The following is a 25,644-nucleotide window of genomic DNA, read 5'->3' as shown; positions in this document are numbered from 1 at the left end:
GTTCAAAAATAAGATACAATTTCCGTGCGTACAATCACAAGTCAAAGTTCCTTTCAGGGTTAAGGTGAACAAGTGGATAAGATTTATTCAGAACCTAATCCCATAACCCAAGGAGGAGCTATAATGGAAACTAAACAACTTAATGATAGTATTTCGGGTTCGAAGCAAGCACAACCGATCCAGGCTGGGTTTACCCCAGATGCACTAGTGAGGGATATTGTATTGCAGTTCCCTAAAGCGGCAGATTATTTCAAAGCAAACCGGATTGATTTCTGTTGCGGTGGAGCTAAACCTCTTGCTGAAGCAGCTGCTGAGCGTAGTCTGGATCACGAGATAATCATCGGCGATCTAAACAAGCTGTTCGAAGAGTATCCAGTACCCCAAGAGGAAATCGCTTGGAATACTGCACCTTCAGAAGAGTTAATTGACCATATTATTAACAAACATCACCGTTATCTTCGTGAAGAGCTACCCCTCATTAGCCAAAATGTAACTAAGGTATATCGAGTGCATGGCGGAGATTCTCCCCATTTGGTGGAGTTATATAACTTGTTCAACACACTTAAGGAAGATTTACTTGAGCATACGGCTAAAGAAGAAGAAGATGAATTTCCTAAGCTGTTGACATACGCTGCTAATCCTAGTGAAGAAGGCCTGACATCGCTTCGTGAGTCATTGTCTGAGCTGGAGAGTGAACATGATGGTGCGGGCGATATTTTGAGAAAAATACGTAGTATTACAGATGATTTCACTCCACCGGCGCATGCTTGCACGACCTATCGATTGACATATGCCCGGCTGGAAGAGCTGGAGAGTATGACTTTTGAACACGTACATTTGGAGAATAATATATTGTTCCCTAGGTTTCAGTGAAGATGAATAGTGTGCTAAAGAGTCCCTTAGGGGGCTTTTTTTATAGGGAATTATAGAATGTAAAGAAATGGGGATAACTCCGTTGAAAAAGATAGAAGAAATGATCGTAAAAAATATGGGTAAGATCGATTGATGGATAGATGGATGGCAGGCAGGCGGAAGGATTGCTTAAAAGCGGACTACGAGATAGGGCTGAACGAGCAGAAAGAGGGGGATAAATTCCCCAGAATATGCGAAATGACGCCGAATGAGCAGAAAGAAGGGGATAAATCCCCCAGAATATGCGAAATGAAGCCAGATGAGCAGAAAGAGGGGGATAAATCCCCCAGAATATGTGAAATGGCGCCGAGTGAGCAGAAAGAGGGGGATAAATCCCCCAGAATATGCGAGATAGCGCCGAATGAGCAAAAAGAGGGGGATAAATCCCCTAGAATATGCGAGATAGCGCCGAATGAGCAAAAAGAGGGGGATAGAGGTTAGCTTTTTAAAAAGTTTTTGTCAATTTTAGAAGTAAGCTTGTTATTACTTATTTGAGAACATGGCTTGTTTAAGTTATCCTTAAAAAGACAGTATACATAACTTTACAAGCCTGAGACGCTATATGGTCATTAGGCGGGACAAGGCGGTGCCAGGATGCCCATGCGATCTTTGTGGAAATTGATGCTAGGATTAGTCATTGTATTCATAATAGGTGGATGCTCTACTAACAATGACGGCAATAGTAATGCTAATAATGGTGTGGCAGGATCAGAGGGACCGACAATATCGATAAGGGTTGGAGATAATGAACTGCTTACTAAACCATCAGATAGGTTACTTAGTGGGAGTTATAGAAATGGAATATCGATCATGGAGCTACTGAAAGGTAGTAATGTTGCCACATTTGCTGAGGATAACTCAAGCATTGTTTCGGTAAAGGATTTTTCGCTAGAGGCGGGAATGGTTTGGGAGCTTCAGATGGGCGGTCAAATCATTGGGAATGCGGATTGGAATAATACTGTAGGGTATGATTCACAGCTAGTCTTCACCGCGAAGTCGAAGGACCATCAAGCACCACTTCAAACTGTAAGGCTGACCTTGAACGGTGGAAGTGTTGAAGTAGACTTGCATCATACGTATATTATGTTATTTGAAGAGGATTTAACTGTAAGAGATTTGCTCAAAAGCTGTAGTAGCGTACAGTTGGCCGATGACAATAAAAAGGTGCTTTCCGTCGACGATTATACTCCTCTTAGTAATGAAGAATGGAAGCTGAAGGTGAACGGAAAACAACTACTTGATGATGGAATGGATATGAAGCTCAGGGCTCATGATGAATTGGAGATTTTATTGACTTTACGCTAAAAAATCGTAAATTAAGCCAGATCAACGGTTGTTCAGAATCGTTAATCTGGCTTTTTATGTGGAAAATTTATCTAACAATTATCAGTAGACTAAAGTGTGAAAATATTCACAATTAAAGTGACTGCAATCACAATGACGACTTGAATTTGAACCGTATAATTCCAATATGTAGAAGAGAAATTGATCAGGTATTCATAAGCTTGAGGAGGCACCTAACCATGACAACGATAAGAGAAAAACTAGTATTAGTCGGCAACGGTATGGCAGGCATAGGTACGATTGAGCAGATATTGAAGCTGGGTGGAGCTTATGACATCACGGTTTTTGGAAGTGAACCTCATCCCAACTATAATCGGATCATGTTGTCTTATGTTCTTGAAGGAAGTAAGACCCTTAATGATATCATCCTAAACGACTGGAATTGGTATGAAGACAATAATATAACTCTACACACGGGAACAACGGTGACACGAATTGATGAAGGCTCGAAGCAAGTTGTTACGGATAATGGGATGATAGTCCCCTACGACAAAGTAATTATTGCGACAGGCTCGAATTCGTTTATTTTACCTGTACCTGGCAGTGATAAAGAGGGCGTTGTAGGATTCCGGGATATTTCAGACTGTGATGCGATGCTGGCAGCGGCCAAACAATACAGCAAAGCGGCTGTCATCGGCGGAGGTTTACTTGGGTTGGAAGCGGCAAAAGGTCTTGTGAACCTTGGTATGGATGTTACCGTAGTTCATTTGATGGAAGATCTGATGGAGCGTCAGCTTGATCGGAATGCCTCCTCGATGCTGCAAGCTGAGCTTGAGCGTCAAGGCGTGAAATTTGCTATGGGCAAACAAACGATAGAATTGAGCGGGGAACAGAGAGTAAGTGGATTGCGTTTTAGTGATGGCAGTACGCTTGCTGCAGATTTTGTGGTAATGGCTGTTGGAATCAAACCGAACGTGACATTGGCAAAAGATAGCGGAATCTCCGTAAATCGTGGGATCGTGGTGGATGATTATTTGCAAACTTCCATGCAGAATGTATATTCCATCGGCGAATGTGCTGAGCATCGTGGTATGTGTTACGGACTGGTGGCTCCACTATTTGAACAAGGCATGGTTCTAGCTAAACATTTATGTGGTAGCGATACCAAGCCTTATGAAGGTTCGATTGTTTCCACGAAGCTTAAAATATCTGGGGTGGATGTATTTTCTGCAGGTGAGTTTTTGGATTCTCCTGAACACACTGTGATTTCAAGCAAAGATGAATGGAAGAGAACTTATAAGAAAATTTTGCTCAAAAATAATGTGATTGTCGGTGCGGTTTTGTTCGGTGATGTAACGGAGTCCGCGAATCTGCAAAAGCTAGTAAAACAAGGCGCGGTAATGACCGATGAGATTTATACGGAGATTATGGGAACGGGCTGCTGCGGTGGCGGAGCTAAGAAGAGCACATCCGTAGAAGCAATGGCGGACGAAGAAATTGTCTGCGGCTGTAATGGTGTAACTAAAAAAGCGATCGTAGATGCTGTTACTGAACATGGTTTTACTAATGTGGATGAGATCAAAGCATGCACTGGCGCTACTCGCTCTTGTGGTGGTTGTAAACCCGTAGTAGAACAAATCCTGCAATTTGTCTTAGGTGACAGTTTCCAGCAAGCTGCTAAGCAAGGTATTTGTGGGTGCACAACGCTTAGCCGTGATGAAATTGTTGCTGAAATTACAGCTAAAGGTCTTAAAACAACAAAAGAGGTCATGAATGTACTCGGTTGGAAACAAGAGGAAGGCTGCTCCAAGTGTCGTCCGGCGATTAACTATTATCTAGGGATGATGAACCCTGATACCCATCAAGATGAGAAAGAATCCCGATTTGTAAATGAAAGAATGGGTGCCAATATTCAAAAAGATGGAACCTACACCGTGATACCACGCATGTATGGTGGGGTAACTACGCCGGAGGATTTGAAGAAAATCGCCGACGTCTCCCTTAAATATGACGTGAAAGTTGTGAAGGTAACTGGAGGGCAACGCCTGGATCTAATCGGTGTGAAGAAGGAAGATTTGCCTAAGGTATGGGAAGAGCTGGATATGCCTTCAGGCTACGGTTATGCCAAATCCCTGCGTACGGTTAAGACTTGTGTGGGCTCCCAGTTCTGCCGCTTTGGCACACAAGATTCACTGGGAATGGGCGCGCTCATAGAACGTAAGTATGAACGTCTTGATTTTCCTGCCAAGTTTAAAATAGCTGTCAACGGCTGTCCACGTAACTGTGCGGAATCCTGCACGAAGGATATTGGGATCGTTGGAAATGATGGTGGTTGGGAAGTGTTTATCGGTGGTAACGGTGGGATTAAGCCACGGATCGCAGACTCCTTCTGCAAAATTAAGACCGATGAAGAGTTGATCGAAGTGTGCTCCGCTGTGATGCAATATTACCGTGAGACCGGCAATTATTTGGAGAGAACTTCCGAGTGGGTTGAGCGTATGGGACTTGAGCAGATTCAAATGGTTATTTTGAATAATGAAGATAACCGCAAAGAGCTGGCCGCACGGATTGACTTTGCTCTGACTCAGGTTACGGATCCTTGGAAAAAAATGCTCAATGACAGCAGCACTCGTGCTGCGCTTTTTGAAGAAACAAGAGTCTAGCGGATATAACGCACACAGAAGGGGAGAGACCAATGAATAAGACAACACAAACGTATCCAATAGGATCAGTACAGGATTTCCTGCTGCAGATTGGCCGTGTGGTGATTGCTGGAAATGTGGAGCTGGCTGTATTTCGTACCTCTGACGGAGCGATCTTTGCACTTGAGAATCGGAGCCCTCATCCAAAAGGGGGGCCGCTTGCGGAAGGGATCGTTTCGGGTCACTTTCTTTACGATCCACTGTATGATTGGAAAATAGATCTTCGCACGGGTGAAGTTCAGGCACCGGATCAAGGTATCGTTATGACTTATCCAGTCTCTCTTGTCGGAGACATTGTGACAGTGAGCTTGTAGACACCGAAGCTTGTAGTAAAGGATGAAATAGAAAACGGTGGGGTGGAGTACTATGTTTACTCAAAGTGTGGAAAACATTGTCGAGGCGGCAGTCAGCAAGCGAGACCAAATGAATGAAAGTTTACCAAGATATTTTCTAGCAGCCCTTTTGGCAGGAGCATATGTAGGCATTGGGATTATCCTTATTTTTTCGCTGGGAGCGCCTCTAGCGGCTGCCAAATCGCCTTTCCAACCCCTCATTATGGGTGTATCCTTCGGTATTGCCTTGACTCTTGTTGTGTTTGCAGGCTCAGAGCTGTTTACCGGAAATAATATGTTCTTTACGGTTAGTACACTAGCTGGTAGAACAAGTATCTGGGATACTGTAAAGAACTGGGTGCTTGTGTTTGTAGGGAATGTGGTAGGGGCAGTGATTTTAGCACTTTTGATTCGAGGAACTGGACTATTCAGTGCGGCTCCCCCAGAGCATCTGATCTTTGCGGCTGCAGCCAAGAAAATGAGCCTTCCGTTTTCGGAGCTATTTTTCCGTGGAATTCTATGTAACTGGCTGGTCTGTCTAGCGCTATGGATGGCCTCACGCGCTAAAAGTGAAACTGCGAAGCTGGTTCTAATCTGGTGGTGTTTGTTTGCCTTTATTGCGAGTGGATATGAGCACAGTGTGGCTAATATGACGCTGCTGAGTGTTGCTGTGTTGCTCCCGAATCACCCGGACACCGTTACAATTGCCGGATGGGTACACAATATGATACCCGTTACGTTAGGGAATATAATTGGCGGTGGCGTATTCGTTGGCATGGCCTACTGGATGATCTCTCCCGTGCGTGGTACTCAGACCAAGCGTTAAGAGTATATTTATAGTTATAGGGTTGACCCAATTTCGGGTTCAGCTCTTTTTCTAAATATAAGAAAGTATAAGTTTCACGCTATAAATTATCCTTATATTTCTCGCATAAACGCTTACCGTCCATTAGGGACGCCGAAGGCGTTTTTGCTTGTCTTGTGGGATAAAAAAAGACGCCTATGTTAGGCGCCTTTGACCACTCTATTTTATAATGTGCAGAATAATTGGGTCATGTATGTTTCATTGAGGAGAATAGAGGGTACATTATAATGGAATTAAATTCGGCAGATCTCGTTTGGACACATTTCGCAGTGGCAAATTTCCTGCAGCATGCCAAGATCCTTGATGACAATCATACCGTTCTCGTACTCAACCGCGTCTTTTTTACGCAAGTCACTCAGCATCCGGTTTACACTCTCACGAGTGGCACCGATCATGTTGGACAGATCTGTATGCGTAATTTTTTTGTTGATGAGGATGTTCTCACCATCGCTGCTCTTCTCACCATAAGTATTACCAAGTCGAATGAGAGTGGAGCAAAGTGCGCCTGGTTTGCCATACATCATCAGATCACGGAATTTCGTTTGAGTTAGACGGTGATGAATGCCCATCCATTTCATAAAGTCGATGGCAAAATCACAATGTTGGCAAATGAGAATTTCTAAATCCTTTTGCTCGATAACGCCAACTTCACTTTCTTCAATCACTTCTGCAGTAAAGCTGTGCTTGGTGCTGAAGAATGGGTCTGCTTGACCTACCATATCGCCGGCTTGGTACATATAAAGAATAAGTTCTTTACCTTCATCCGTTGATTTAGTTAATTTCACACGTCCACGTTTGATATAAAACAATTTATCCGAGTAGTCGCCTTCCCAGAAAAGATGTGAACCCTCTGGAACAACGCGTTCTTTCATAGTAACAAGAAGTCTGTTGAAATTCTGTTCGGAGAAACAGTTTGTATTTCCGTGGGCTTCGATGACATTGTAATGTTCTTTTAGCATAATCGACATCCCCTTTATTCCCTCAGTTTTTCAGTAAATTTTAAATTAATTATACCTCTAAAATCTTCGATTTGGTTAAGAAAAACCATTTAAAAGTGTCGAATTTTCAACATTGTGATTATTTTCACTTCAAAAGTGCTAGATGTAATATGATTTTTAACTAAAAAGGAGTAAGAAGTATATGTTCTTTATATATCAGCAGTGGCAATCCATTATTCTCAAATAATGGGTCTGTTGCTGTTTTTTTTGCTCTTATTAGATTCTACATATTATACTGCAAAAATTCATGATATAGAAATCCGTTCGATTTCAACTCCGTATAAATGCACACATCTTCATTAAGGTCAGACATTGGCGCAACGGGTATGGAACGATATCCTGAGAATGGAGCAAAAACCAGGAGAAGGGGAAATCATACATGGCTAAAGTGGCTGACAAATATCTTAAGGTAGATCCTTGGGCAATTATTGAAGAGGGCTTTGATCCAGAACGAAATCGGACCTCGGAATCTATTTTTTCACTGGGAAATGAGTATATGGGTGTGCGGGGGTATGCTGAGGAAGGTTACTCTGGGGATTCCCTGCAAGGCAGTTATTTCAACGGGCTAAATGAACAATTGGACATTGGCAATCATTATAAAGGGATTATTCGCTCGCTGAGATATATGGTAAATGCGGTGGACTGGCTGTATACGCGGATCACTGTGAATGGTGAACAGCTTGATCTGGCAAAAAGTAAGATATCAGATTATGTGCGCAAACTGGATCTTCGTAGTGGGACCTATCGGCGGGAGCTAATCTGGCACCTAGATGATGGGAAAAGCTTAAAAGTTGTCTTTACACGCTTGGTAAGTATGACGATGTCTCATCTGGGATTACAGCGGGTGGAATTTGAGCCCCTTAATTTCTCGGGCAGCGTGGACATTTGTGCAGGTCTTGATTTCAGCATTATTCATGAGGAACGCGGCGAATGTATGTGGAGTAGTCTCCGCAGTGGAGAACAAGGATCTACCACAGCTATTATGGCGAGAACAGTGAATACAGCTAACAAGCTATTCTCTAGCTTTTCGTTACAATCTTCACAGCCGCTTCAGCTTACGCGAGTTGAACATGATAAATTTATTGGACAAAGCTTTACTATGGATCTTGCTCAGGGAGAAGCGACCCATTTTACAAAGCTGGTTATCAACTGTTCGGATAGTGAATCTGCCCATACAGCTGAAGAGCTGTGGAGCAAAGGGATAGCTCTTGCTGAAAGTGCAAGCCAACTGAGCGATACTCAAATATTCGCGGATCAGACGGCATATTGGAATGGAATCTGGGAGACAAGTGATATTCGGATCGAGGGCGATCCTGAGAATCAGCAGGGCATTCGTTTTTGCATTTTCCAGCTTTATCAGACTTATCATGGTGATCATCCAGGGTTCAACATCGGCGCTAAAGGATTGACCGGGGAAGTGTATCGTGGTTTGGCGTTCTGGGATACAGAGTCGTATTGCTTACCATTCTATATGTTTAATAACCCTAAGGCTGCACGGAGTTTACTGGACTTTAGATATAAGACATTACCTCAGGCTATGCAACGTGCTAAAGATGTTGATTGCGATGGCGCTTGCTACCCTATTGCTACAATAGACGGAACTGAAAGCTGTGATCTCTGGCAGCATTCGAATCTTCAGCTTCATGTAGGGACTGCTATTTCCTATGGTATATGGCATTATGTTAAAAATACTGGTGATAAAGAATTCCTGCACAGTAAAGGTGCTGAAATGCTGATCCAGATCAGTAGATTCTATGCTACACGCGGTCAATGGGGTCAACAGAGTGGGAAATATGGATATTTTGGCGTAATGGGTCCTGATGAGTTCCAATTGATGGTGAATAATAACTGCTATATTAATTTGATGGCCCAAAAATCATTTGAATACACGCTAGACACCCTGAGTGAAATGAAAAAACAGGCACCAGAGGCTTTTGCATTGGTTGCGGAAAAGTCGGGGCTCCGTGACGAAGAGTTTACCGATTGGAAAAATAAAGCAGACAATATGAAGATTCCGGTTGACGAAGTGACAGGAGTATTTGAGGAGCATGATGGATTCTTCGATATGCCACATATTGATATTCATTCCATTCCTGTAACAGAGTTTCCGCTCTACTCGAACTGGTCGTATGATCGATTGTACCGTTATGACATGATTAAGCAACCGGATGTTCTCATGTTTATGTTCTTATATAATGGACAATTCTCTAAAGAAGCGAAGCTGGCTAACTATGAATATTACGAGTCTAGATGTATTCATGAGTCTTCACTTTCACCTTCGATCCATTCGATACTGGCAAGCGAAATCGGCAAGCCAGAAGAAGCCTATTCGTTCTTTGAATTTGCGACAAGACTGGATTTAGACAATTACAACCGTAACACACGCGAAGGATTGCACACGACTTCGATTGCAGCCGCTTGGATGAATATTGTGTATGGCTTTGGAGGTATGCGTTCAGATGGGGATCGTTTGTCCTTCCAGCCTTCATTGCCGGAGCGCTGGAACGAGTATAGCTTCCAAGTGATGTATGAAGGGGTATTACTACGTATTTTGGTCAACAAGACTTCAGTAACGCTCACCGCAATTAATGGGGGTAGCACTGATATTACAGTGTATGGGCAGTCAATTACGGTGGACGCTTCCGGGACGACGCTTCCGCTAGGTGAAGGGATGTTGGTAGGGTGAGCTGGGCGGTTAGGGATAGCTGTTTTGACAAGCAACTTGTGACGACGAACGGGAACAAATATATGTTAGGCAATGGCTATATGGGATATCGCGGGACACTAGAGGAATTCGGTAAAACTGAGTTAGTTGCCGTAACTTTAGCTGGTCTATATGACAAAGCGGGAGAGAAGTGGAGAGAACCTGTCAATGCTCCAAATGGATTATGGACCAAGATTGTCTGCAACGGTCAACCTTTAAGTGTGCTAGAGCGTGAACCGAGCTCTCATGTTCAGGAGCTGAATATTCGTAGTGCCATTCATCATCGGAGCACTGGCTATAGTCTATCTGATGGTGGGATGTTGACATTTACAGCAGATCGTTTCGTAAGCCAGGACAATCTTCACCTGCTCGTTAGTAAATACTCTATCCATAGCACACAGGACTGCCAAATTGTGATTGAGACCGGGATTGACGTAGATGTATGGGATATCAATGGTCCCCACCTCTATGGTCAAAAAGTACAGTCACAGGGTGAGGTACTAGTCTCTTCCTCCACTAGTGGAGAATTGAACATTCCGGTAGTTGTGGCGGAGAGAGCCGTATTTAATTTCGGAGATCAGCAACTGGATGAGGGCGCTAGTATTCGCCGGATTTCTTTTGAAGCGCATGCGGGTGAGACCTATGAATGGTTTAAGTACGTTGCGGTATATACTGGACTTGATGTTAGTGTACCGGAGTCAGAAGCAGTAAAGTCTGTCCTAGCTGCTGAATCGCTCGGTTATGACGAGTTATTACAGGCTCATCGCCAGCAGTGGGAAGAAAGATGGTCACTTAGCGATGTCATTATCGAAGGTGATGAGGATGCCCAGTTTGCTCTAAGATACAGTATTTATCAGCTGTTAATTATTGCACCTACAGTTTCGGAAAAGGTTTCTATCCCGGCTCGAGGTTTATCGGGTCAGGTCTATAAAGGGGCCGTATTCTGGGATACGGAGATGTTTATGCTGCCTTTCTTCCTGCATACTGATCCAACGGTTGCTCGCAACCTGATGATGTACCGGATTCATACCTTGGACGGAGCTCGCCGGAAGGCCGCGGAATATGGTTTTTTGGGAGCATTCTATGCTTGGGAAAGTCAGGATACAGGAGACGATGCTTGTACTCTGTTTAATGTGAATGATGTATTTACCGGTCGACCAATGCGGACTTATTTCCGCGATAAGCAGGTTCATATCAGTGGAGATGTTGTACATGGGATCTGGAAATACGTTCAATTTACAGGTGACGAGAGTCTGCTGACTAGCGGAGGGGCGGAAGTGATCTGGGAATGTGCCCGGTTCTTCTACTCTTATGCTTACTATAATTCAGTAAAAGAACGCTTCGAGATTCTAGATGTAACAGGTCCAGACGAATATCATGAGCGTGTGAACAATAATGCTTTTACGAATGCTCTGGTTAAGGAGACACTGGAGATTGCCTTGCGCACAGCAGAATTGCTGCAAGATAAGTATCCGGAAGTGTACAATCAACTCTCTACAGAGTTTAGCGAAGGTCCGTTTCTGACAGAGTTCAAAGCTATGCTGGATAGCTTCTATGTTCCGCAGCCAGACCCTGCCAGTCTTGTCATCGAACAATTCGACCGTTACTTCACCTTAGAAGATGTTAGGCTGCCAGATTTGAAATCCCTTGTACTTAACAAAAATGAGTATTTGGGTGGCGGTAATGGATTAGCCACAACCACAACAATACTGAAGCAAGCGGATGTCGTACTGATGTTAAATCTATTCAAACATTCCTTCACCAAGGAAGTGAAACAAGCGAACTGGGAATTCTACGAACCGCGCACCGAGCATGGGTCAAGTCTTAGTCCTTGTATCTACGCTTTGGTAGCTGCCGATATTGGTTCGCCGGATTGGGGATATCCATATTTTATGCGCACGGCTACTGTTGATCTCACGGGAGAATCTAAGCAGTACGTAGGCGATCTTTATATCGGTGGTACCCACCCAGCCGCTAACGGTGGTGCTTGGATGGCTGCGGTGCTTGGTTTTGCAGGGTTGGATTATGATGGGGGAACTGTCCATATCAAACCTTCACTGCCTAAACATTGGCAGTCTGTTGAGCTTCCGGTTACGCTTCGGGGAGATCCCTTTAAACTACGGATCAGCAAGGATGAAGTTACAGTTACCACAGCAGCTGACTACAGCGGGACTCTGGTGTTCTCGGTACAAGGGGGAGAAGGAAAGTCCTGTGGTGCAGGTGAGAGCTTGCGGCTAACCTTGGCTGAAGCAACAGTATAGACATTAACTAACAACGGAGAGGAAGTAAATCCATGTTGCAAAATATGAAGGGTGCCATTTTCGATCTGGACGGCGTTATCGTAGATACGGCCAAATATCATTATTTGGCTTGGGCGAGTCTTGCTGACGAGCTAGGCTTTACATTTACAGAGGAGGATAACGAACGCCTTAAGGGCGTGAGCCGGATGAGATCGCTCGATATTCTTCTGGAAGTTGGTGGCCTACAATTTGAAGAAGCGGAGAAGCTTGCGATGGCGGAGAAGAAGAATCGCCTATATGTAGAGTACATCTCTAAGCTTGAGGAGTCGGAACTGCTTCCTGGGGTCAAAGAATACTTAACTGGACTGAGAACGCGCGGGATTGGAATTGCGTTAGGTTCAGCTAGTAAGAATGCAGAGTTTATTTTGAATAAGCTGAACATTACGGATCTGTTCGATGCCGTAGTTGACGGTAACAAAGTGTCACTTGCCAAACCGGACCCGGAGGTATTCTTGATCGCTGGTCAGGAGCTAGGCTTACAGCCGGACGAATGTGTCGTGTTTGAGGATGCGGAAGCGGGCGTTCAAGCAGGTAAGGCTGCAGCTATGAAGGTAGTAGGCATAGGTAAGCCCGAAGTGCTGAAGGAAGCCGATATGGTTGTAAAAGGATTGTATGAGTTGTTGAGTTAAATAAAAAGGTGACCGACTCCAAAGTAGCTGATGCTACTGTGGGGTCGGTCTTTTTTTGCTTTAAATTCCTGTGCTCATGCTGTGTATTCAGCTATCAAGTACAACTGCGCACACCAAGTAGTAATGTCGCTCATTGGGTAATCCAATCGCTCATCCAAAGGCTCAACAAATGTGAAGCCCACAACAGTGTAAAGCAGAGGCGAATAATACCTCTCATAGCCCCACGCAGTGGCCTTCACTCTCCCGCCCTATTTTTCTATTTTTGTTTTTTAAGAATCGCGGCGATGGAGTTGCGGAGTGGAGGTTTGGAGCTGGAGAAACGAAGTGGTCGCCTTTATCCTCATATTTCTACCGCCAAGCGGTATAAAATCAGGAAATCTGAGGATAACAGCGATCGTAAGCCCAAACGCTCCACGCAGTGACGTCTATATCACCATGCTCTTATAATCCGCACAACAGAAAAAAACTACATACAAATGACCATAAAAAACTTTAAAATGAACATATGTAAGCGTTTATCCCTTTGATATAGTTATTTAACCCGGAGGTGTGACTATAGTGTTGTCTAGGCTGATTAGATTGATTCGAAAGCTGAGCGTCAAGCAGCAGCTCATCCTACTATTCCTGATTATGATTTCTCCTATTTTCTTTTTGAACATATATGGGAATTTGAAGGCAGAACAAATACTGAAGCGCCATGTTACGAATGCATATGTGGAATTGAACAAGCAGAACTTTACGATCATTAATCGGGATATCGATACAGTTAATAAAATCACTACCACCGTGATTCAAAATCCTCTGATTCAGCAAATGAATATGACTGGCTCGGATACCATACTGGAGCGAGTCAAACGATATGAGACAATAGAGAAGCTGTTGGTCAGTTACTCTCAGGGGGCTGAACGTGGTGATGGCATCTATTACTCCCTTTATATATACGATCCGAATGATTATTACTTTTTCGCTCCCAATTTTCCACAGGTTAAGAAGGCGGGAGTTTATTTCTTTTCTAAAGCTGAAGAGCCTTACTGGTTTGAGGAGGTTGTTCAGAAGAAAGGACGCGGCTCGCTGAAGTTCACGGAGAGGCTAAGCGCTCAAGCGGAGAATTTAAAGACACTTACTTACATGAGAGCTGTAAACAACATTTCCAGAAAAGCGGAGACTATAGGGGTTTTAGTCATCACCAAAATGGACTCTAAAATTGGAGAATCTCTCAAATCGATCTCTTTGCCTGACGGCGAAATTTACTTAACAGACTTAAACAACCGTGTTCTCGCCTCTACTACGAATAATACTGGAGAAGTAATTGCGTTGCCGGAGACGGTTGTTGCCGAGGATCTGGAAGGTACAGTGGATGTGATTACCTCCGATTTTATCTATGTGGTTAACAATAACCATGCGCTTGGACAAAAACTGGTTTACAAAGTTCCGGTGAAGGCGCTACTGCAGCAACAGAACGAAATGAAAAGTGTTATTCAATACATCACCGTGGCTTATGCAGTATTTGGACTAATTATGATTACGTACTTCTGGCGTTCATTAATGACACCTTTGCAAAAGCTGGCTTTTTTCGTGCGAAAATACGAGCCGGGTAATCGAGTTCCAGAGACACCACGGAGGGGGAGTAACGATGAGGTCAGTGTGCTGATTGCTTCTACCTATGATATGGCCCGAAGGCTGAACGGATTAATCACATACAAATATCAGATGGAGCTTAAACAGAAGGAATCCCAGCTTCAACTTCTATATCAACAAATCAACCCTCATTTGCTTTACAACACCCTAGAGAGCATTTATTGGAAAAGCTCTTTAGAAGGAAATGTCGAATCCGCCGAGATGATCAAGGAATTGTCCAAACTAATGAAGATCAGTCTTAGTCGGGGAAGGGAGCTGATCAGCCTTGAAGAAGAGCTGGAGCATGCAACGGCCTATATCAAGCTACAGCAGCACCGTTATGATTATGTATTTCAAGTTGTGATGAATATTCACCCGGATACGAAAAGCAACCTAATTCCAAAAATCACGCTGCAGCCATTAATAGAAAATGCTATTATTCATGGGGTTAAAAATATGGGCGAGGATGGTGAGATCACCATCACAGCAGTATGTGAGGATGAAACCGTTAGGATCTCTATTGAAGATAACGGCTATAAGTCTGTTGACTATGAAGCCATAGAAGCTGTATTGAATGATGAAAGCCCCAATCCCACTAGCGGTTATGGTATCCGCAATATTAACCAGCGTATTCATTTACATTTTGGCTCTGATTATGGCATCAGCTATACCCCTCGTACAGAAGGCGGAACGCTAGTAACAGTTAAGCTTCCGAAATCGGAGAATCAGGACTAAGGAAGGGGAGCATGCAGATATGTTCAATATATTGGTTGTGGATGACGAACCATTGATTTGTAAAGGATTGAGCAATTTATTAGCTTCATCCGGGCTGGATATTTCTAATATCTATACAGCTAATAGCGGATTTGAAGCACTAGACTGTATCCGTATGGAGGAAATTGATCTGCTCGTTACGGACATACAGATGGGTGCGATGAGTGGAATTGATCTGATGCAGCATGCCAAACTAGCCAAACCATGGGTACAGACCATCGTAATTTCTGCTCATGAGACGTTTCAATATGCTCAAATGGCTGTTAGGCTCGGGGCAAAGGACTATTTAATCAAGCCTTTGAATAGTGAGCAGTTTTTGGATTCGGTTCGAAATGTGCTCCTTAAGATGGGGAAGCCCTCACCAGAACTAGATGTCTTCATGTCTGGAATTAACGAAAGCTTTCGACTGGAAGAGCCGTTGCCGGAATATAGCAAGCTCTTGAACGAATTGCTCATTGACCCTGGAGTTGTACTAGCTGAGGGAGATAACCTCCTGAAGCTGGATAACCTGAAGCTACAAGGGCCGTATTTTTCCGTCTTAAAACTTAAGGTGCCACTGTCTGGAGTGAATCAGGAGAAGCAGTATACTATGCGGGACAGACGGCTTCTTTGTTATGCTGCGCTGAACATTGCCAAAGAATTAATGGATCAGGAATGGAACTCGATAGCCTTTTATGCGCCGGATGGAGAAATTACGATCATTATTCAATGGGATGAAAAAAGCTATGAAGATTCTTCTGCCGGCCAAATCAACAGGCTAGATATACTTGGTCGTAGTCTACATTTTAATATCCATAAATATTTACATCTGAACGTAGTCATTGGCATTAGCCAGATTTTAAAGGGGCTTTCGTTTATGGCCGTGTTGAACCGTCAGGCCTCTAATGCAATTCTTTGGAATAATGAGCATAGTGACCATTACGTGTTCTATTATGGGGATTTCAACTGGAACAGTTACACGAGTGATCCTTCTGTAGAAGAACTTCATACGCATAGCAATCTGATCGTACAAAAAGCAAAAGAATATATTGACGAGAACTATGCTCAAAAAGGACTTACTATTCACGATGTGGCTAAAAAGAATCATGTTAGCCCCAATTATTTGAGCTACCTATTTAAGAAAAATACAGGTTATAACCTGTGGGAATATGTAATTAAGCTCCGGATGGAAGAAAGTCGGGAGATGATTTTGAATACCGATCTTCGCAGATACGAAATTGCGGAACGTGTGGGTTATGAATCGCCCGAGCATTTTAGTAAAATTTTCAAAAAATATTATGGGATTAGCCCCAGTGAATTGAAGAAGTAAAAACACTCATGACTTCGGTAGATATAGACATGTTCAGTACAACCCTCATTTCCTACAATTTAAGGTAGGAAGCATTTTGCGAAAAATGCTGATAGAACAATGGAATGAGGGAGCCTGATGAATCAAACCGCAGTAGTAACCGAAAACCCGGCGACGCTGAAGGGGACACCGTACAAGCAAAACCGCTGGAAGAAAAACTTTTGGGGATATATGTTCCTCGTACCTGCCGTAATTATTTTTATTATGTTCTTGTGGGTTCCAATTTTTAAAGGCTTACTGTACAGCTTTTACCATGTTGATTTTGTGAAAGGTAATAGCTTTGTAGGCTTTGAGAACTACAGTAGAGCACTTAGTGATCCAGATGTTTTGACCGCATTAAAGAACACTGGGTATTACATGTTTCTATGTCTTATTATCGGTTTTTGGGTTCCGATTGCTTTTGCCATCATGATCTCGGAGCTGAGAAAGTTTGGGGGCTTTGTACGTGTAGCGGCTTACCTTCCTTTCGTAATGCCTGGTGTGGTTCTCTATGGACTGTGGAGATGGCTTTATGATCCGGTGGGCCCGATTAATGCGTTACTAGGCACAATGGGTGTGGATCAGGTTGCCTTCTTAACAGATACAAGATGGTCGATGATTTCCCTTGTGTTTATGGAAACATGGCAGCAGTTCGGATCAGGGATGCTAATATACTTAGCTGCTGTACTCAGCATTCCAAGAGATTGGTATGAAGCCGCTGAGATTGATGGAGCAGGTATATGGGCACGTATAAAGTACATCACATTGCCTTCACTGCGTAATTTAATCTTTTTGATGCTGATCCTGCAAATTATTGGTACTTCACAAGGGTATCAGTCACAGATGGCGCTGCTTGATGGCGGTCCAAATAATACTACGCTTACCTATGCGCTGTTGATCGTGAAATATGCATTTACAAGACTCGATTATGGAACAGCTACTGCGCTTGGCATGTTAATGTTCATTGTCCTAGGTGGTTTGGGCATTTTACAGTTCAAGCTTAACAAGGAGGACTACTAAGATGAAGAGCGCAGATAGAGGAATTCTTTCAGAACACGATTTGAAAAAAACAAGTAATAAGATCGTTTATGGTTTGATGTGCGTCGTTATTTTGGTTATGGTTTTTAGCATGCTGTACCCGATTTGTATGACGTTATTCAACGGGTTGAAGTCGAATCAAGAAGTGAATTCATTCCCGCCGCATTTTTTCCCTCAGGAATGGCACTTCAGTAATCTTAAAGATGCGATGAATTACATTGATCTACCCATGTTCCTTAGAAACACCATTTATATCTTTTTAGGGAATATGGTCGTGACGCTTGTCGTATTGGGAATGTCGGCTTTTAGTATTTCTCGTATGAATGTTCCTTACAAAAGAGCTATTTACTTCTTCTTCCTGATGACATTGTTTATTCCGGCGACCAGTTACATGATCCCGAACTTTGTCAATTTGAAAGAGCTCGGATTGCTGAATCAGTATGCGGCCTTCTGGTTGCCAGCGGGAGCGAACACGTTCTACTTTCTATTGTTAAAGAACTTTTTTGACGGGATTCATCCAGAAATCTTTGAAGCAGCACGAATTGATGGGGCCTCTGAGCCGAGAAGCTTTTTCTCCATTGCCGTGCCACTATCCATTCCGATTTTTGCTACATTAGCGATCTTTATCTTTTCTACTGCATGGAATGACTGGTTCTGGCCATCTCTGGTTATGCACAGTGAAGAGAAATATACGCTTGCGACAGCCATTTATAAATACGTTATTAATGTGAAGGCACTCAATACTAATATTAAATTTGCAATCCTGTTTATAGTATCCTTGCCTCCAATCATTGTCTTCTTGATTTTCCAGAAATTCATTATGCGTGGGGTTGCTTTGTCGGCAGTGAAAGGATAAGCAATTATCGACGAATTTAACCATGGATCGTAAACATGCACATGAAAGGAATATAAATGCACCTCGTTTGTAAACGGTTTCTAATTTATGATCGATATGTAAGATAATTATGAATTGAAAAGGGGAGTTTCAATGCGTAAGTACTCTAGCGTTCTACTAAGCGTACTTGTAGCCGGATCGTTGCTATCTGCTTGCAGCGGCAACAATAACGGAAACACAGCGGGGAACAAAGGCGGGGAAGCATCTGCTGCGCCAACAAATGCGGTAACGGATAATACAGCAACCGCTACGGATGCGCCAGTGGATGACATTACTCAAAGAAAAGTGACGATCAAGATTCACTATCCAACACCTGATTTGACTGAAATACGAGCACAGGAAGACGACAAAATCAAACGTTTCCAAGAGGTATATCCGAACGTAGAAATCGTTAAAGACGACTGGCAGTACAATGTAAGTGAAATCGGAATTAAAATGGCTGCGAATGAAGCACCAACCTTCTTTAATACTTTTGCTACAGAAGCTAAATTCCTGGTTGAAAAGGGCTGGGTTGCTGACATCACAGATCTGTGGAACAAATATGAATTTAAAGATCAAATTAACACAGTGCTTCAAAATCAATTTATTATCGACGGCAAAGTTTTCGGAGTAACACAAAAAGGTTATGTAACAACCACTATGATCAACAAAAAAATGCTGGATGAAAAAGGCGTAGCCATTCCACCTATGGATTGGACTTGGGATGATATGCTGAATACGGCTAAAGGTGTAGCTGATGCCAAAAAAGGTATTTCCGGTATTGCTCCAATGGGTAAGGGGAACGAATCAGGTTGGAACTGGACCAACTTCCTGTTTGAAGCTGGCGGAGAGATTCAAAAGATTGAAGGCGGTAAGGTTATAGCTACATTTAATTCCGATGCTGGCGTTAAAGCACTGGATTTCTACAAGAAACTTAGATGGGAAGCTAACGCGATTCCTCAGGACTGGGCACTTGGTTGGGGCGATGCTGTAGGTGCGTTCCAACAAAGTCGTACAGCAATGGTAATGGCCGGATCTGATGGCGTTATCGAGCAAGCGTTGAACCAAGGTGGACTGAAACCTGAGGATGTGCTTACGTATCCTATGCCAGCTATGGAAAAAGGCGGTAAGCACACAGGGGTACTTGGTGGTGACTATCTAGTAATCAATCCAAATGCTACGCCAGATGAACAAGAAATGGCATTCCGCTACATTACTTTTGATTATTTCTCTGACAAAGGTTTGGATGCACTGGATGCAATTCTTCAACAACGGACAACCGATGGCAAATACTTTATCCCGCCGCTCTTAGACTACTACTCAGCTGATTCTGAGTTTGGTAAGAAGACCAAAGCGGTTTATGACAAGTACACAAATGTATACCAATATAGCCCTGACATTATGGGACTTTTGGATGGTAAACCTGAAGCTCAATACAACACACAGGACTATTACGCAACCATGTCCAATGTTATTCAAGAGCTGTTCTCCAAAAAAGGAACGGATTCCAAGAGCCAGTTAGAAGCAGCAGCTAAAACAGTGCAAGAGAAATTCTTTGATACGATTAAAGCGGAATAGTTTAATGCAAAAACCGGCTCCTTTGGGGCCGGTTTTTTTGTTGTGAAGATTTATAAATTTATAAATCTTCAGAAATAGTGATAATCAATTGGAAATTATGACGGTGTAGAAAAATCGTAATTGACTGTGATGAAGAGTATACATTTTTGTGCACTGATTTTAGATATATGGAATAAAAAGGAACTAAAATTTTGCTTATTAAAGTATAATTCTAAGATTTAAAGGGTTTTATAGCACATAATATGGTAAAAAGACTATAATATGATCGAATGAAAGCGCTTTGAAAACAAATCAAAAAAACTTTATACTTTGTGAAAGATTTCACTATACAAGGTGGAAATCATGTGATAAGATAAATGTGTAGAGAAAAACAACTAAAAATTGACAGGAGGACGAGGGAGATGGCAGTTAAGAACGAAGTCGCCGCCCAAGTTAAACAAGTTACCGCTGAAGAGTATATTCAGAATTTAGTGGATAAAGCAAAAAAAGCGCATGAGGCGTTCATGGCGCTAGACCAAGAGCAAGTTGACACAATCGTTCATGCAATGGCGTTGGCTGGACTCGACAAACATATGTACCTCGCAAAATTGGCCGTAGAAGAAACTGGACGCGGCGTATACGAAGACAAAATTACGAAGAACATCTTCTCAACTGAATATATCTGGCACGGAATTAAATACGATAAAACAGTAGGCGTTATTGAAGACAACGCTTATGATAGCTTCCAAAAAATTGCTGAACCCGTCGGAATTGTTATGGGTATCACACCGGTAACCAACCCTACATCCACCACGATGTTTAAAGCGTTGATTTCGATTAAGACACGGAACCCTATTATATTCGGTTTCCACCCATCTGCGCAAGAGTGTAGTGCAGCTGCTGCAAAAATTCTTCATGATGCTGCCGTGAAAGCTGGCGCTCCTGAGAACTGTATCCAATGGATTGAAATGCCAACAATGGACAAGACAAACGCATTGATGAACAACCCAGACGTTGCTCTTATCTTGGCAACTGGTGGTTCTGCAATGGTAAAAGCAGCTTACAGCTGTGGTAAACCAGCACTTGGCGTAGGCCCTGGTAACGTACCTGCTTTTATTGAAAAGAGCGCGGATATTGATCAAGCCGTAACGGACATCATTCTTTCTAAAACATTTGATAATGGTATGATCTGTGCTTCCGAGCAAGCTGTTATTATCGAAGAACCAATCTTCGATCAAGTGAAGAAAAAGATGATTGCTAATGGCTGCTACTTTGTGAATAAAGAAGAAGCTGCCAAACTGACTAGTGGAGCAATGAACGTAGATAAATGTGCGGTTAACCCAGCAATCGTAGGTCAATCCGCAGTGAAGATTGCTGAAATGTGTGGCATTCAAGTCCCTGCCGGCACAAAGATTCTGGTAGCAGAACTTGAAGGTGTAGGCACTAAATATCCACTTTCCGCTGAAAAATTAAGCCCGGTTCTTGCTTGCTACAAAGTTAAGAATGCAGATCAAGGTATCGAACGCGCAGCTCAAATTGTTGAATTTGGTGGTATGGGACATAGCTCGGCTATCCACTCCAACAATGAAGAAGTAATCATGAAGTTCTCTAACCGTCTGCAAACAGGACGTATTCTCGTTAACTCGCCTTCCACACATGGTGCGATCGGCGATATCTACAACACTAATATCCCTTCGTTGACTCTGGGCTGCGGATCTTATGGACGTAACTCCGTGTCGCAAAACGTTACAGCAATCAATTTGATCAACGTGAAAAGGGTGAATCGTCGTACCGTGAATATGCAATGGTTTAAAGTACCTGACAAGATCTATTTCGAAAAAGGCGCTACTCAGTACCTGACCAAAATGCCTGATATCACACGTGTCGCAATTATCACTGACCCAATGATGGTTAAGCTTGGATATGTTGAAAGAGTTGAACATTACCTGCGTCAACGTCAAACTCCTGTAGCTATCGAAGTGTTCTCTGAAGTTGAACCAGATCCATCGACAACTACAGTTGAAAAAGGTACTGCAATGATGAACAGATTCCAACCGGACTGCATTATCGCACTTGGCGGCGGTTCCCCAATGGATGCTGCAAAAGGAATGTGGTTATTCTATGAACATCCAGACGCAGACTTTAATGGTCTGAAACAAAAATTCATGGATATCCGTAAACGGGTATATAAATTCCCTAAACTTGGTAACAAAGCTAAATTTGTAGCTATTCCAACTACTTCGGGTACAGGTTCGGAAGTAACATCTTTCGCAGTTATTACCGATAAAACAACTGAACAGCACACTAAATATCCTTTGGCTGACTACGAGTTAACTCCAGATGTAGCTATCATTGATCCAGAGTTCGTATACAGCTTGCCAAAAACTGCTGTTGCTGATACAGGTATGGACGTATTGACACATGCTATCGAAGCTTATGTATCAGTTATGGCGAGTGACTACACTGATGGTCTAGCTATTAAAGCCATCCAACTGGTATTCCAATACCTTGAAAAATCGGCGCTGGAAGGCGACAGAGTAGCACGTGAGAAAATGCATAACGCATCAACACTTGCTGGTATGGCCTTTGCCAATGCATTCTTGGGTATTAACCACAGTTTGGCACATAAATGGGGTGGACAGTACCACACTGCTCACGGTCGTACTAACGCGATCCTTATGCCACACGTTATCCGCTACAATGCTAAAAAACCTACGAAGTTCGCTTCGTTCCCTAAATATTCGCACTTCGTAGCTGATGAGCGTTATGCTGAAATTGCCCGTATTCTGGGATTGCCAGCTCGCACAACTGAAGAAGGTGTAACTAGCCTGATCAATGCTATTCGCGATATGAATAAAAAATTGGGCATCGAAGAATCGTTCCAACAACTGGGCTTTGATCCTAAGGACTTCGAATCCCGCGTAGATTACTTGGCTGACCGTGCGTTTGAAGATCAATGTACAACTGCCAATCCTAAGCTGCCACTGGTTTCTGAGCTTGCTGATGTATACCGTAATGCGTTCTACGGAAGATTTGATAATTAATAAATGGTTAAATAGAGAATAGGATAGTTGTGGACTTAGATAAAGGTGACAAATATCACTCGAAAGGTGATATTTGTCACAGTGTTTTTATAGAAAATAAACTAGAATGTTTATATAAACAACGGTCCCACATATGAAATGTTGATTGTGAAATTTGGAACAACCACATCTTTTGGGGATCACGAGACACGGGATCAACCTTCAAGCCCGCGATCTCTACAAATATAATAAATATAGATGGAGGGATTTAGCATGTCGGTGATTGAAAAAGAAGTAAATGAAGTGAAATCCGGTTGGAGAAGTTTTACAAAAGGTAAATGGTCCAAGAAAGTTGATGTTAACAACTTTATCGCTAGTAACATTAAGCCTTATGAAGGTAACGAAGAGTTCCTCGTAGGTCCTACTAGTAACACAACTGAACTGTGGAAGATTATTTCCCAGCTGAGTAAGGAAGAAAGAGAAAGAGGCGGCGTATGGGATGTTTCCCTAGATACTGTCTCCACAATCACTTCACATGCTCCAGGCTACATTGACAAGGACAAGGAACAAATTGTAGGCGTGCAGACTGACGCTCCTTTCAGACGTTCCATCCAGCCGTTCGGCGGGATCAAGATGATGGTTGATGCTACGAAGGCTTATGGCTTCGAGCTTCCACAAAACATCGTTGACATGTTCACGAACATTCGCAAAACGCATAACCAAGGCGTATTTGATGCATATACACCAGACATGAGAGCAGTGCGTAAATCCGGCGTTATCACAGGTCTTCCTGATGCTTACGGCCGTGGACGTATTATCGGCGACTACCGCCGCATAGCTCTGTACGGTATTGATTTCTTGATTAAAGACAAAAAGCAACAACTAGCTGAGCTTGAAGTTGACTCCATGACAGAAGAAGTAATTCGTTTACGTGAAGAGCTGTCCGAGCAAATTCGTGCACTGGGCGAATTGAAAGAAATGGCAGCTGCTCACGGCATGGATATTTCCAAACCAGCGATGAACTTTAAAGAAGCTACTCAATGGGTATACTTTGGATATCTGGCAGCAGTTAAAGAACAAAATGGTGCAGCGATGTCCCTGGGACGTGTTTCTTCCTTCCTAGACATCTATGCAGAACGCGATATTGAAGAAGGTACTTTGACTGAAGAACAAGTCCAAGAAATTGTCGATCATTTCGTAATGAAACTGCGTATCGTGAAATTCTTGCGTACACCTGACTATAATGACCTGTTCTCTGGAGACCCTACTTGGGTAACTGAATCCATCGGTGGTATGGCTGAAGATGGAACCACTCGTGTTACCAAGAACAGCTTCCGTTTCCTGAACACCCTGTACAACTTGGGTCCAGCTCCGGAACCAAACTTAACTGTACTTTGGTCCGAAAGATTGCCTGAAGGCTTCAAAAAATATTGTGCTAAGGTTTCTATCGAAACTAGTGCAATTCAGTATGAAAACGACGATCTAATGCGTCCATACTGGGGTGAAGATTATGCGATTGCATGCTGCGTATCTCCAATGCGTATCGGTAAACAAATGCAGTTCTTCGGCGCTCGTGCCAACCTGGCAAAAGCTTTACTGTATGCTATTAATGGTGGTAAAGACGAAAAATCCGGAGCACAAGTTGGACCGGAATTCCCAGCTATCACTTCTGAATATCTAGATTATGACGAAGTAATGAAACGCTTCAAACCGATGATGGAGTGGTTGGCTAAGACTTATGTTAACACTTTGAACATCATTCACTATATGCATGACAAATATTCTTACGAACGTATCGAAATGGCACTGCATGATCGCGACATTCTGCGTACAATGGCTTGCGGTATCGCTGGTCTGTCCGTTGCAGCTGACTCACTGAGTGCTATTAAATACGCGAAGGTTAAACCAATCCGTAACGAACAAGGTATTGCAATTGACTTCGAAACTGAAGGCGAATTCCCTTGCTACGGTAACAATGACGATGCTGTAGACAACATCGCAGTAGAATTGGTTGAAACCTTCATGTCTATGATCCGTAAACACAAAACATATCGTGATGCTGTACCGACTCAATCGGTATTGACCATTACTTCGAATGTAGTGTACGGTAAGAAGACAGGTACAACACCTGACGGACGTAAAAAAGGCGAACCATTCGCACCAGGTGCTAACCCAATGCACGGACGCGACAAGAAAGGTGCTCTGGCTTCACTGAACTCTGTAGCCAAACTGCCTTACTCCGATGCACAAGATGGTATCTCCAATACGTTCTCTATCGTACCTAAGGCACTAGGTAAAGACGATGAATCCTGTAAGTCTAACCTGGTACACATGATGGACGGATACTTCCATAATAACGCTCAGCATTTGAACGTTAACGTATTTAACCGTGAACAGCTGATGGACGCTATGGATCACCCAGAGAACTATCCACAATTGACTATCCGCGTATCCGGTTATGCAGTTAACTTCATCAAGTTGACTCGCGAACAACAAATGGACGTAATTAACCGTACTTTCCACGGTTCAATGTAATTTGTTTATATTTATAAAGATCTTTCATTGAGATATGCACTAAAATATTTGCAAGGAATTACCGCTCTTGTTTCAAGGGCGGTAATATCTTGTTCAAGAATCATTAAAATTTTAAATTTTACGGTCGCGATTAAGGAGAACACAGTCTTAAGGGCAGGGATTCTTCTTCGTGA

17 protein-coding genes are annotated in these 25,644 nt (G+C 42.9%); 16 read left to right on the top strand and 1 reads right to left on the bottom strand.

What is annotated here, in order from left to right; all coding sequences use genetic code 11:
- Nucleotides 1-177 precede the first annotated feature (177 nt).
- The 6 genes from ric (at nucleotide 178) to MKY99_RS22155 (ending at nucleotide 6,056) form a co-directional block, all read left to right on the top strand.
- Nucleotides 178-873 (top strand): iron-sulfur cluster repair di-iron protein, encoded by a 696-nt coding sequence (gene ric / locus MKY99_RS22180; protein WP_339271745.1) that lies wholly within the window; start codon nucleotides 178-180, stop codon nucleotides 871-873.
- 132 nt (nucleotides 874-1,005) lie between these two features.
- Nucleotides 1,006-1,353, top strand: coding sequence for a hypothetical protein (locus MKY99_RS22175; RefSeq protein ID WP_339266365.1), 348 nt, complete (start codon nucleotides 1,006-1,008; stop codon nucleotides 1,351-1,353).
- Nucleotides 1,354-1,506: 153 nt separating this feature from the next.
- On the top strand, nucleotides 1,507-2,217 hold the full coding sequence (locus tag MKY99_RS22170; protein WP_339266364.1) for a hypothetical protein: 711 nt from the start codon (nucleotides 1,507-1,509) through the stop codon (nucleotides 2,215-2,217).
- Nucleotides 2,218-2,435: 218 nt separating this feature from the next.
- The gene (nirB, locus tag MKY99_RS22165) at nucleotides 2,436-4,859 is read left to right on the top strand and encodes a nitrite reductase large subunit NirB (protein WP_339266362.1); all 2,424 of its coding nucleotides are present in this window, start codon (nucleotides 2,436-2,438) and stop codon (nucleotides 4,857-4,859) included.
- 32 nt (nucleotides 4,860-4,891) lie between these two features.
- Nucleotides 4,892-5,212, top strand: a complete 321-nt coding sequence (locus MKY99_RS22160; RefSeq protein WP_339266360.1) for a nitrite reductase (NAD(P)H) small subunit — start codon at nucleotides 4,892-4,894, stop codon at nucleotides 5,210-5,212.
- 52 nt (nucleotides 5,213-5,264) lie between these two features.
- Nucleotides 5,265-6,056 (top strand): formate/nitrite transporter family protein, encoded by a 792-nt coding sequence (locus MKY99_RS22155; protein ID WP_339266358.1) that lies wholly within the window; start codon nucleotides 5,265-5,267, stop codon nucleotides 6,054-6,056.
- A 272-nt stretch (nucleotides 6,057-6,328) separates the two neighbouring features.
- Here MKY99_RS22155 and MKY99_RS22150 read toward each other — a convergent pair whose 3' ends face one another.
- The gene (locus tag MKY99_RS22150; RefSeq protein ID WP_042129903.1) at nucleotides 6,329-7,054 is read right to left on the bottom strand and encodes a Crp/Fnr family transcriptional regulator; all 726 of its coding nucleotides are present in this window, start codon (nucleotides 7,052-7,054) and stop codon (nucleotides 6,329-6,331) included.
- A 418-nt stretch (nucleotides 7,055-7,472) separates the two neighbouring features.
- Between MKY99_RS22150 and MKY99_RS22145 the strand changes: the two genes are divergently transcribed.
- The 10 genes from MKY99_RS22145 to pflB all read left to right on the top strand — a co-directional run bounded on the left by MKY99_RS22145 (nucleotide 7,473) and on the right by pflB (nucleotide 25,471).
- Nucleotides 7,473-9,779 carry a glycosyl hydrolase family 65 protein gene (locus tag MKY99_RS22145; protein ID WP_339266355.1) on the top strand — a complete coding sequence of 769 codons (2,307 nt, stop codon included), beginning with the start codon at nucleotides 7,473-7,475 and terminating at the stop codon, nucleotides 9,777-9,779.
- Complete coding sequence (locus tag MKY99_RS22140; RefSeq protein WP_339266353.1) at nucleotides 9,776-12,058, top strand: glycosyl hydrolase family 65 protein; 2,283 nt, start codon at nucleotides 9,776-9,778, stop codon at nucleotides 12,056-12,058. The genes MKY99_RS22145 and MKY99_RS22140 overlap by 4 nt, the downstream gene beginning before the upstream one ends.
- Nucleotides 12,059-12,090: 32 nt before the next feature.
- Entirely contained in the window at nucleotides 12,091-12,726 is a 636-nt protein-coding gene (gene pgmB, locus MKY99_RS22135; RefSeq protein ID WP_339266351.1) for a beta-phosphoglucomutase, read from the top strand.
- Nucleotides 12,727-13,356: 630 nt separating this feature from the next.
- The gene (locus MKY99_RS22130) at nucleotides 13,357-15,078 is read left to right on the top strand and encodes a histidine kinase (RefSeq protein WP_339271743.1); all 1,722 of its coding nucleotides are present in this window, start codon (nucleotides 13,357-13,359) and stop codon (nucleotides 15,076-15,078) included.
- A gap of 19 nt (nucleotides 15,079-15,097) precedes the next feature.
- Nucleotides 15,098-16,426 (top strand): response regulator, encoded by a 1,329-nt coding sequence (locus MKY99_RS22125; protein ID WP_076300845.1) that lies wholly within the window; start codon nucleotides 15,098-15,100, stop codon nucleotides 16,424-16,426.
- A 117-nt stretch (nucleotides 16,427-16,543) separates the two neighbouring features.
- The gene (locus tag MKY99_RS22120) at nucleotides 16,544-17,464 is read left to right on the top strand and encodes a sugar ABC transporter permease (RefSeq protein WP_042129891.1); all 921 of its coding nucleotides are present in this window, start codon (nucleotides 16,544-16,546) and stop codon (nucleotides 17,462-17,464) included.
- Nucleotide 17,465: 1 nt separating this feature from the next.
- Nucleotides 17,466-18,338, top strand: a complete 873-nt coding sequence (locus MKY99_RS22115) for a carbohydrate ABC transporter permease (RefSeq protein WP_042190530.1) — start codon at nucleotides 17,466-17,468, stop codon at nucleotides 18,336-18,338.
- Between the two features lie 132 nt (nucleotides 18,339-18,470).
- Nucleotides 18,471-19,934 carry an extracellular solute-binding protein gene (locus MKY99_RS22110; RefSeq protein WP_339266348.1) on the top strand — a complete coding sequence of 488 codons (1,464 nt, stop codon included), beginning with the start codon at nucleotides 18,471-18,473 and terminating at the stop codon, nucleotides 19,932-19,934.
- A 401-nt stretch (nucleotides 19,935-20,335) separates the two neighbouring features.
- Nucleotides 20,336-22,957, top strand: a complete 2,622-nt coding sequence (gene adhE / locus MKY99_RS22105) for a bifunctional acetaldehyde-CoA/alcohol dehydrogenase (RefSeq protein ID WP_042129885.1) — start codon at nucleotides 20,336-20,338, stop codon at nucleotides 22,955-22,957.
- A gap of 252 nt (nucleotides 22,958-23,209) precedes the next feature.
- Nucleotides 23,210-25,471, top strand: a complete 2,262-nt coding sequence (gene pflB / locus MKY99_RS22100; protein WP_042190525.1) for a formate C-acetyltransferase — start codon at nucleotides 23,210-23,212, stop codon at nucleotides 25,469-25,471.
- Nucleotides 25,472-25,644: the final 173 nt, after the last annotated feature.

Origin of the sequence: Paenibacillus sp. FSL R5-0470 (assembly GCF_037975205.1) — a bacterium.
GTDB lineage: Bacteria > Bacillota > Bacilli > Paenibacillales > Paenibacillaceae > Paenibacillus_AQ.
The sequence above is the reverse complement of the archived record's forward strand: the minus strand, read 5'-3'. Positions and strand labels throughout refer to the sequence as shown.